The 11,474-nt window shown below is 35.4% G+C and carries 7 protein-coding genes; 4 read left to right on the plus strand and 3 right to left on the minus strand.

Features of this window, described 5'->3' with window-relative positions; genetic code table 11:
* Positions 1-48: 48 nt before the first annotated feature.
* Both porM and porN read left to right on the plus strand, forming a co-directional pair.
* Positions 49-1,629 (plus strand): type IX secretion system motor protein PorM/GldM, encoded by a 1,581-nt coding sequence (porM, locus tag VB264_RS04330; RefSeq protein ID WP_323247086.1) that lies wholly within the window; start codon positions 49-51, stop codon positions 1,627-1,629.
* Between the two features lie 107 nt (positions 1,630-1,736).
* Positions 1,737-2,630, plus strand: a complete 894-nt coding sequence (gene porN / locus VB264_RS04335) for a type IX secretion system ring subunit PorN/GldN (RefSeq protein WP_323247088.1) — start codon at positions 1,737-1,739, stop codon at positions 2,628-2,630.
* 76 nt (positions 2,631-2,706) lie between these two features.
* Here the strand turns inward: porN and xylA are convergent, their stop codons facing one another.
* Positions 2,707-4,038 (minus strand): xylose isomerase, encoded by a 1,332-nt coding sequence (xylA, locus tag VB264_RS04340; protein ID WP_323247089.1) that lies wholly within the window; start codon positions 4,036-4,038, stop codon positions 2,707-2,709.
* 549 nt (positions 4,039-4,587) lie between these two features.
* Here xylA and VB264_RS04345 point away from each other — a divergent pair.
* On the plus strand, positions 4,588-5,322 hold the full coding sequence (locus VB264_RS04345) for a polyprenol monophosphomannose synthase (protein ID WP_323247091.1): 735 nt from the start codon (positions 4,588-4,590) through the stop codon (positions 5,320-5,322).
* 22 nt (positions 5,323-5,344) lie between these two features.
* Entirely contained in the window at positions 5,345-5,890 is a 546-nt protein-coding gene (locus VB264_RS04350) for a CopD family protein (RefSeq protein WP_323247093.1), read from the plus strand.
* A gap of 232 nt (positions 5,891-6,122) precedes the next feature.
* On the opposite strand, the gene VB264_RS04355 is transcribed toward VB264_RS04350, so the two are convergent.
* Both VB264_RS04355 and VB264_RS04360 read right to left on the minus strand, forming a co-directional pair.
* The gene (locus VB264_RS04355) at positions 6,123-7,865 is read right to left on the minus strand and encodes a RagB/SusD family nutrient uptake outer membrane protein (RefSeq protein WP_323247095.1); all 1,743 of its coding nucleotides are present in this window, start codon (positions 7,863-7,865) and stop codon (positions 6,123-6,125) included.
* Between the two features lie 56 nt (positions 7,866-7,921).
* Complete coding sequence (locus tag VB264_RS04360) at positions 7,922-11,197, minus strand: SusC/RagA family TonB-linked outer membrane protein (RefSeq protein ID WP_323247096.1); 3,276 nt, start codon at positions 11,195-11,197, stop codon at positions 7,922-7,924.
* Positions 11,198-11,474 lie beyond the last annotated feature (277 nt).

Below are 11,474 nucleotides of genomic sequence, written 5' to 3' on the forward strand. Positions count from 1 at the left end.
AAAAAACTTAAACAAAAACTCCTACAAGTAGATAAGAAAATGGCTGGAATGAAAGAAACGCCCCGTCAGAAGATGATTGGGATGATGTATTTGGTGCTCACAGCTTTACTTGCATTGCAAGTAAGCGATGCCCTTTTACAAAAATTTGTACTATTAAATAATAGCTTAGAAGCAGCGAACGGCTCTGCTGTTCAAAAAAATAACCAAACTGTCGAAGGGATTAAGGCAAAAGTAAACGACTCGCCTAATCCTGCTCAATATGCTGATATCATCAGACAAGCGCAAGAAGTACGTAAACTTTCTGATGCGATAGTTGGTGAATTAGATAATTTGAAAAGCACCATCGTTGAACAAACAGGTGGTACCGATGAAGAAACAGGTGCTTATGTCGGTATGAAAGAGACCGAAAAAGTACATGAAATAATGATCGGTGGTAAAAAGAATGGATTGGCTTACGGCTTAAAAACTCAGCTTGATAATTTTGTCACTAAAATAGCAACTTATGGTGATAAAAATACAAAGTTTGAACCGCTTGCTCTTTCAGGAAAAGAAGACCCTGCAGTAGCTAAGGATGCCAACAATAAAAACAAAGATTTTGCTGAATTGAATTTTGCTGAAACGCCAGTACCTGCGGCTTTAGCAACATTAAGTCAGAAACAATCTGAAATTCGTCGTTATGAAAGTACTATTTTAGGGCAATTAGCTGAAAAAGTAGGTATCAAAGACATCAAGTTTGATAAAATATTAGCCATGGTTTCGGCAAAATCTAATACCGTAGTAGCTGGTATGGATTATGAAGCTGAAATGTTTATTGCAGCCTATTCAAGTGGAATTACCCCCAGAATGAGCTTCAATGGTGCTGGTGTACCTGTAAGAGACGGTAAAGGTCAAATTAAGTTTAAGGCACAAGGTGGTCAATACGACAGTCGTGGCCTTTCAAAGAAAACTTATTCGGCTAGTATCTCATTCAATGGTCCTAACGGTCCTGAAACTAGAACACTTAATGGTGAATACTTTGTATTAAAACCAACTTATAATATCGAAGCAGGTAGTTTACCTCCGTTGTATTTAGGTTGTGCCAACAAATTGAGCATTGTAAGTCCAGGCTTAGGTGCTTTATGGCAACCAAGCTTTAGTGCCAATGGTGCAGAGGTTATTGCCGCAGGTGGTGGTAAAGTAACAGTAGTGCCAAGTGCTGCTGCAGTAGAATTGAACATTAATAACGGAGGCATTTTATTAGGTACAGAGAAGTTTAGAGTAAGAAAAGTACCAAGACCTGAGATAAAACTATTTGGTGGTGGTGGTGAATTAGATGAAAAACGTGGAGTAATTGCTAGTGGACTCAGAAATATTGAAGCTAGAGCAATTGCTGATGAATCATTCGCAGCAACCAATCCTGATGATGCCAGATACCGTGTTTCAGAAGTTTATATAGCGTTAGCAAGAGGTACGAAACCTGTTGGTTCGCCAATTACTTTACAGGGTGGAGGTAGTATTAGCACATTAGCTCAGGAAGCAAGAGCAGGCGATCGTTATTATATTGAAGTAAGAGGAGTACAACGCAAAAACTTCAAAGGTGATATAGAAAACATTCCTTTTAAGTTTTCAAAAGTTATACCAATTAATTAAAAGTATTGTACTAGATAAAATACAGTAATTGTCTAGTACAATATTATATAAGTTTACAAGTATTTGATAATCAAGCTTAGTGTAAAACTTGTAATGATAATAACATTATGAAAAATTTAATCAAAATTACCGGAGCAATTGTTCTTAGTTTGGTTTCTTGTTCACTGGTAACAGCACAAGAAAAAGACATTAGAGGAAAAAATCCTGACTCTGTACGTCCTATTGATGATTCTAATATCATGTGGAAAATGCGTTTATGGAGAAGAATGGATTTGAATGAAAAGCAAAACCAACCTTTTTTCTCTAAAGGAAACGAGATTACCAAATATTTAATGGAATGGGTTCAAAGTGGGGTTTTGCAACCATACAGAAACGATTCATTAAAAACGAAGATTTCCAAAGAAGAATTTTTAAAGAATTTGGTTGTTGAAAACTCTATCGGAGACAATGCCCTTTCTGATGCTGAAAAGGCTGCTGGTTTCGGTGCTGAAAGTACTGCTACCACAGGAGCTGATGATGGCTGGGGAGATCCTAAACCTGCGGCAAATGGGGCTAAAGCTCCTGCTAAAGCGGCAAGCGAAACTGGAGATTTGTACTTTGCTAAAGAGCTTTCTATCATAGAAATCAGAGAAGATGCTATTTTTGATAAGCAACGCTCTCGTTTATACTATGATATCCAAGCTATCACGATCATTATTCCTGCTAATAAAACGGCTGCTGGTTTTGATAAGACTGTAGCGTCATTCAAATATAAGGATTTAGACAAATTATTCAGAAGTAACCCAAATTGTATCTGGTATAATTCTCAGAACGAAGCTCAGCATAAAAACATGGCAGATGCCTTTGATTTACGCTTGTTCCATGCTAGACTCACGAAAAAAGGTAACCCAGAAGATAAAAGCTTAGATGAGTTTTATGGAGGAGAAAAACAAGGGCTAATCCAATCTCAACAATTAGAATATAAATTGATGGAGATGGAACATAACCTTTGGGAATATTAATCCAAGAATAAATTCATAAAAAAAGCGAGTGGAAAATTTCCATTCGCTTTTTTTATGAATTTTCAATCAACCTAGACTAGATGAATTGATTGATGATATTTTCAAATAATTCTTGTTTACCACTAGTAACTTTAGGTTCTCCAACTTCAAAAGCATAGCTTCTTAAATCTTCTAAAGTTAATTTACCAGCTTCGTAATCAGCACCTTTACCGCCATCAAAAGAAGCATAACGGTCTTTACGCAATTTCTTGTAAGATGATTTCTCTAAGATGTTATCAGCAATGACTAATGCACGAGCAAAAGCATCCATACCGCCGATGTGAGCTAAGAAAATATCGTCTAAATCAGTTGAATTACGACGTGTCTTAGCATCAAAATTGATACCTCCTTGTGTGATTCCACCTGCCTCTAAAATAATCAACATAGACTCAGCTAATTCATTTAAATTAGTAGGGAATTGGTCAGTATCCCATCCGTTTTGATAATCTCCACGGTTAGCATCCATACTACCCAACATATTGTTGTCAGCAGCAACTTGTAATTCATGTTGGAATGTATGACCAGCTAAAGTAGCATGGTTTACTTCTAAATTCAACATAAAATCGTTTTCTAAACCGTATTCTTTCAAGAAGCCGATTACTGTAGCAGAGTCGAAATCGTATTGGTGTTTAGTTGGTTCACATGGTTTAGGTTCGATGAAGAATTTACCAGTAAATCCGTTTTTACGAGCATAATCACGCGACATCGTTAAGAAACGTCCTAAGTGAGCTAACTCACGTTTCATATCAGTGTTTAATAACGTCATATAGCCTTCACGACCACCCCAGAACACATAGTTTTCACCACCTAAAGCAATCGTAGCATCAATAGCATTTTTCACTTGTGTACCTGCATGTGCTAATACTGAGAAATCAGGGTTAGTAGAAGCCCCGTTCATATAACGTGGATTCGAGAATACGTTGGCAGTACCCCATAATAATTTCACACCACTTGAAGCTTGTTTTTGTTTTGCATAATCTACAATTGCTTGCATATTGCTTTCGTATTCTGATAAAGAACATCCTTCATCTACTAAGTCAATATCATGAAAACAGTAGTATGGAGCACCAATTTTAGTAATGAATTCAAATGCTGCATCCATTTTATCTTTAGCTCTTCCTACGATTTCATTTTTTGCATCCCAAGGAAATACTTTTGTTCCAGGACCAAAAGGATCAGCACCAGTTCCACAGAAAGTATGCCAATAGGCAATTGCAAAACGCATTTGCTCTTTCATTGTTTTGCCTCCAATAATACGATTTTCATCATACCATTTGAATGCTAAAGGGTTATCAGACTCTCTTCCTTCAAATTGTATTTTACCAATTCCTGCGAAATACTCTTTGTCGCCTAACGTGATGTTTGCCATTGTCTTTGTTATTGATTGTTTAATTTGTTTAGTCGGTATAAATATGTGTTCTATACTGTTCTATAAATTTAATGCAAAAATACTATTACATCTAAGAAACACAAAAAATGTTTCTTATTATTTGAAATTATTTTTATTCAAGACAGCAGACATTCTTAAATCTTGTTAAAATAGATAATAAAATAGTATTCTAACGTTTATGTAAACCTATCTATGGGTATTTTACCTTGGTATACTTGACAAAACAATGACACATTAAAATACAATTATACATCAATATAATAATATTCATATAAGTGTTTAACCTTACTTAATTAAATGAAGCATTGAAAACATAAATAATTAGTTATAAAGGCTTTGTAAGTCCTTCTAACAGAGAAACAGTCAGATTTGCCTAATATCCTTTCCGTACCTCTTTATATAAGTTATATGGGTTATTAATGGATATTTGTTCGGCAGTTTCTGCTATTAAATTTTCTATACCATAATATGCTATAGATTTTCGTAACTTTGTATCAATATTAATTTTTAACCTGCGCAAATTCCATAATGATCTCTCGTCTTGTAATTATACCGACATACAACGAAATTGAAAACATTGAATCCATTGTCCGTAAAGTAATGAGTTTAGAACCAAGTTTTGACTTACTAATTGTTGATGATGGTTCGCCAGATGGTACTGGGATGAAAGTAAAAGAACTTCAGGATGAATTCGGTAAAAATCGTTTGCATTTACAAGAAAGAAAAGGAAAACTAGGTTTAGGTACTGCTTATATTCATGGGTTTAAATATGCTCTTGCTAATAACTATGAATATATTTTTGAAATGGATGCAGATTTTTCGCATAATCCAGAAGATTTGGTAAAGCTTTACAATGCTTGTGTAGAGGGTTCTGACATGGCTATTGGTTCTCGTTATATCAGTGGAGTAAACGTTGTCAATTGGCCTATGGGAAGGGTATTAATGTCTTATTTTGCAGGTTATTACGTTCGTTTTATAACAGGAATGCCGATAATGGATGTAACAGCAGGATTCAAATGTTATCATGCTAAAGTTTTAAAGACCATTAATCTCGATAAGATTAAATTTGTTGGCTATGCTTTTCAGGTAGAAATGAAATTTACAGCATGGAAGTATGGCTTCAAAATTGCCGAGATACCTATCATTTTTACAGATAGAACCAAAGGTGTTTCTAAAATGTCGGCTAATATTTTTAAAGAAGCGATTCTTGGTGTTATTCAAATGAAGGTTAATAGCTTTTTCAAAAACTACAAGCATTCATAAAATCATTGAAAATGATTTAACAATGGAATATAATCATATCAAAGCAATACATATCATTTTTGTAACGAGTTGGTTCGCTGGGCTTTTTTATTTACCTCGCTTATTTGTTTACCACACTGAAGCAAATCAAAAGCCTGAGGCTGAACGACAAATCTTGCAGAAAGAGTATAAACGAATGCAAAAAGTACTCTTTAATGCCATCATGGTTCCAGCGATGTGGCTGACAATCATAACAGGCGCAACGATGATTTACTGGCTATGGTGGGATAGTTTTGCATCACAAAGTTGGCTTCATTTAAAATTAGGGTTTGTACTAGGCTTAGTAGGCTATCATTTTTACTGTCGAAAATTAATTTTTGAGCTCAGAGAAGACAAATTCAGGTTCACAGGATTTCAGTTAAGATTATTCAATGAAGTAGCTACTATCTTTTTATTTGCCATCGTGTTTATCGTCGTTTTAAAGAATACAGTCGATTGGATTTGGGGCATTATTGGATTAATCGTTTTTGCAGTATTGATCATGTCAGCAGTTAGAATTGTTAAATCAATTAGAGAGAAAAAAACTTAAACTTATTAGTGAAGCTGTTTAAACTTTCCCTTTCGGATTAAACTAAGTCTTTTAGAATAGCTTGTTCCAAAATTTACTCAACGTAGCGATGCTATGCTTCGCAAATTTTGAAAAAATCAATCCAAAAATACAATACTTTCAACTAAGAAATGGAAAGTTTAAACAGCTTCAGTATAAAAAAGAAGGGGATGGCAAATTGCCATCCCCTTCTTTTTTATACTAATAAACAATATTAATAATTAGGATTTTGTTTCAAAACATCAGCTCCTTGTAAGTCAATTTGTCCTTGTGGAATAGGCAAATATTCATTTTTATTGGCTGTAAATTTAGCACTACCTAATGCTGTAACAAGTTTCTTACCTTCGTAAGTTAAATAAGCATTAATTGTAGGTTCAGCAATACCCCAACGTACAAGGTCAAAGAAACGATGTCCTTCACCTGAAAGTTCTAATTTACGTTCAAAACGAACTGCAGTACGAGCAAGAGCTTTATCAGACCAAACAGCATCATAAGTACCAATTACATAATTTGCTGCTGGTGCTCCATTTTTAGTTACCCATGAAGTCTTGTTGGCAGCTCTAGTTCTAACCATATTTACATATTTACGCGCAGTCTCAAGGCTACCTACTTCAATTTCACACTCTGCCGCCATTAATAAAACATCAGCATATCTAATTACGGTGTGGTTCATTGCTGCATAACCACGTGTCCATGAACTACCGTCAGTTAAAGTTCCTTCTTGAGTTTTGTAATAAATAAACTTCTTAGGAGAATACGGTCCAGCATAAGATTGGTCACGAATCCAGTCATATCCTGGGTGGTCTTGCCAATCTAAATATGGAATACCACGACGACCAATAGAGTGATCTAAACGAGGGTCAACATTTCCTGCATCTGTTGTAAATGGTTGAGCAGACTGTAAACCAAAATCTGTTTTCAACGCATTAGCATCTGAATTGTAAGAACCATCTAACAAAGGTAAACCGTTAGCATCTGTTCTAAATGAGTTTCCAAGCTCAAAAGAAGGTTGGAAAAATCCACAACAGTTACCTGGGCCACTTGATCCTGTATTATAAGGGTAGTTTAAGTCATCATCAGAATTTGCATTGTTTACACTACCTGTATTAGCAGCAGACTGAATAGCAAAAACAGACTCTTCATGATTATCATTTTCAGCATTGAAAATTTGAGCATATTTAGCTACTAAACCATATTTTTTACCATTAGCCGTTTTACCATTAGCAATTACTTGGTCAAATAACGTTTTAGCATCTGCATATTTTTTCTGATATAAATATACTTTAGCTAAATAAGTTACTGCAGCCCATTTATTTGCTCTACCTGCTGCTGATTGTGTTTCTGGAAGGTTATCTGCTGCATATTTCAAGTCAGCTTCAATCTTAGGCCACAAATCAGCAGTATTAGTTACTTTCTCAACACCTGTACCATAATCTACAGACTCATCAACATACGGAGTATTGTTGTACAAACGCTTTAATTCAAAATAGTAATGACCTCTTAAAAAACGAGCTTCGCCAGCAATACGCTTTTTGTCAGCATCAGTAACATCTGGTGTTGCTGTAGTTAATGAACGTAAAACGGTATTACATCTTTGAACTCCTTCATATTTTACACCCCATGTTCCACCAACTTCACCGTTTGTAGGTGTTGTATCAAAACGTTGTAATGGGTTAATCGTTGTAAAGTCACCAGAGTTAGTACCTTTATTAGCTTCTCCTCCTAACACACTTCCCCACACCCAGTTTGAACTACTTGCTACACGGTTACCTCTACCGTTCAGCATACTATAAGCACCTATCAAAGATCCTTCTAAACCAGCTTTCGACGAAAGCTGAGCACCTGCAAGTTGTCCAGTTGGCGGAACCTCTAGGAAACTATCTTTGCAGGCAAATACTAATAGCGTCATTAATACTACAGACGTTATCGTTGCTTGATGTTTTATATATTTTCTCATTTTAAAGACATGTTTTATTTTACTAAATACTTTTTTGCCAGTTGTTAAAAGAACAATTAGAATGAAAGATTTAACGCTACATTATAACTTCTAGTGATAGGTACGTTACCAATATCAATACCAAAGTTAGTATCTGCAGCACCACCAATACTTGGGTCAAGACCTTTGTAACCAGTGATTGTAAAAATGTTACTTGCAGCACCACTGATTCTTGCATTTTTCAACCCTATTTTAGACAATACATTTTTTGGAATATTATATCCAATAGAGATATTTTGCATTCTCATGTATGATCCATTTTCTACATAGAAAGAGTTAAATTCAGAGTTTGTACTGAAGTTAGAAGCTCCTTCAAAAATAGGTTGATCAGTATTTGTATTAGTTGGAGTCCAAGAATTTTTAACTCTAGCACTAACAGCAGCACCAGTAAATGAAGGATAAAAGTCTGTGTACCACTTACTAACATTGGCAATTTTATTTCCTAACGAAACAGCTAAGAATGTAGAGAAATCAAACGCTTTGTAAGTAACTCTGAAAGTCATACCTCCAGTAAAAGTTGGTACTGGGCTTCCTAGGTAAGTTCTATCATTAGCATCAATAATGCCATCAGGTACACCTTTTGGTCCACTTACATCAGCATAACGGAAACGACCTGGAGCAGCACCTAATTGAGTTGGAGATTTTGAAACTTCATCTGTAGAATTGAACAACCCTAAAACTTGATAACCATAGAATGAAGACATTGGCTTATCTAATTGGTTACGAACTGGAGTTAATCCACGGTAAGTACCTCCTGTTAAATAGTCAATACCCGGAGCAAAGCTAGTAATTTTATTATCAAGGAATGAACCTGTTGCAGTTACTTCATAATTCCAATCTTTGGCGATAGCACCACGGTTGATAATTTGAATATCAATACCACGGTTACTTAGCGTACCAACGTTTACAGCAGGTGCTGCTGCATAAGTACCCAATACACCTGGAAGAGGAACACTAAACAAAGCATCTGTAGTTTTTCTTTGCCAGAAGTCTACCGCTAAATCCCATTTACCTTTTAACAATGAGCTTTCAAAACCAACGTTGATTGTTGTATTTGTTTCCCATTTTGCATTAGGGTTACCAATACGACTTTTGTAAAATCCTGATACAGCACTTGTATTACTACCATTAATGTCATAAAATGAGTTACCAACATTAGAAGCAAAAAGGCTATACTGGTTATTTGGATCTACTGGATTTGAGTTACCCATTTGTCCCCAACCACCTTTGATTTTTAAATCACTAATCCAAGGAAGGTCTCTCATGAAATCTTCTTTAGAAAGACGCCAAGCACCAGAGAACGCAGGGAAAACACCATATCTACTGTTGATACCAAAACGAGAAGAACCATCACGACGAACAACCCCAGTAAAATAGTATTTATCGTTAAACGAATAATCTAATTGACCAAACATTGATGAAAATGTAACTCCTGAGTTGATATAACTATTAACAATCTTACCTGTTGCAGATACTGTTGTCATAGTGATGTAATCTAAATCAGTAGAGAATGGGTTAATACCAGATGCTGACATACCTCTACCAAAGCCTGTGTTTAAAGCTTCGTAACCTCCCAATAATTTAATTTTGTGGTCTCCTAGCTGTTTGAAATAATTGATAGTATTGGTAAATGTCCAGCCAAATTGGTAACCAGAAAATTCATTGTAACCAAAGCTTGCATTGTTTTCAGAGTTTTCATATTGCAAACGTGAATACGAATATGAGTAAGCATTTGTATATTGACCACCAATACTTGTTTTCAAAAGTAAGTTTGGAATTGGCTCAATTTCTAAGTAGATATTACCGAATCCATTAGCAGTATAACTTTTATCATTCTTAGAACCATCACGTGAAGCAACTGGGTTTCTTGGGTTGTTAAACCCTTTAGCAGCAGTACCAGCGTAACCTCCAAATTCATCATAAATAGGAATAATTGGCGGCATTCTAAATGCTGAAAGTACATCACCCTCGCCAGCTACAGTATTTACACCACTTCTATTAGGGTTCAACAAATCGTTATTATCCTGAGCTAATACAGACTTATACGTAAACTGCAAATTTTCACCAATTCTAATACGTTTAGACAAATCAAATTCTGAGTTAGCTCTGAATGTATAACGTTTGAATTGGTTATAAATCAATATACCTGCTTGCTCTTGAGCAGATAAACCAAAATAATATCTACCATGTTCTGTTCCACCAGAAAAGCCCAAGTTGTGTCTTGACACAGGAGCCATTCTAGTAATAGCACCATACCAATCAGTACCAGCTTTATTTGCTTTAACTACTTGATAGATAGCACCTGCATTAGGGTCAACATTGTATTTAGCTTTTTCTGATGCTAAATCAACAGTACCTATAACACCTGACCTTCCTCCTACGTTAATATAATCAGGTAAAACTGCTGTTGTACCTGTTCCATATTGAGGATGACCATAATTTGGTGCTGTACCATCAGCAATAGCTGTATTACGAATTGCATTCCAAGTCCAATCTGCTTGTTCTTGAGGATTAAGCATTGCTTGTCCTTTGCCTGGGTCAGTAACACCATACAATCCATCATAGGTAACTTCCAATGCTCTTGCTTTTTTTGTACCCTTTTTGGTTGTATAAACAATCACACCATTGGCAGCACGAGCTCCATAGATTGATGCTGCTGCAGCATCCTTCAAAATAGTTGTGCTCTCAATATCTCCTGGTGCTAAAAAGTCTGTTGATTGAACAGGTACACCATCAACAATGTATAGAGGGTTGTTATCTCCAAATGAACCAAAACCGTGAATACGTACTAAACTTGCCGCCCCTGGTTGACCACTTGAAATAACTGTAACCCCAGATGCACGTCCTTGCAACTGTTGCTCAACGTTACCAGAAGGAACAGCTACTAAGTCTTTAGCTTTGATAGTTGATACAGAACCTGTACTTTCTCTTTTTGATGAACTAGAATAACCCGTTACGATAACCTCGTCAAGTGCAGAAACGTCTTCTGCTAACTTAACTTCTACATTACTCTGCGTACCCACTTTAACTTCAGTGCTTTTATAGCCAATTGCTGAAATTAACAATACATCCTTGCCTGATTTGAGATTAATAGCAAAACCACCGTTTGCATCAGTTGAAACCCCAGTTTGGGTGCCTTTTAGAAGAACCGAGACTCCAGGGATTCCCTGGCCATCCGCACCAGTAACTTTTCCTGTTACTCGTCTGTCCTGTGCCATTGTCAAGAACGTACTTAATAAAAAGACGCACGACAAAAGCATACTCTTCCATGTAGAGTAAAATTTTGTGTTCATAATAAAATTGGGTTTTTGATTGAAAAAATTAGATTTTTGGTTGAAAATCCTTGTAAATATATGCTTATTTTAATTCCATAACAAAATGATTATATATATTCTAATAATTTATTTCATTTTAGTTTGATGAGGCTATATTCTTAATGTATCATTTTGATAAAATTTATTGTATCATTTTGATACTTTTTATAATTAAAAAAATATTAACCAATATTATTTTAACATTTTATAACTAATTGATTTTCAATACATTAAGATTATATGTGTTTTTTTAGTA

The organism is Arcicella aquatica (genome assembly GCF_034928825.1).
Lineage (GTDB): Bacteria > Bacteroidota > Bacteroidia > Cytophagales > Spirosomataceae > Arcicella > Arcicella aquatica.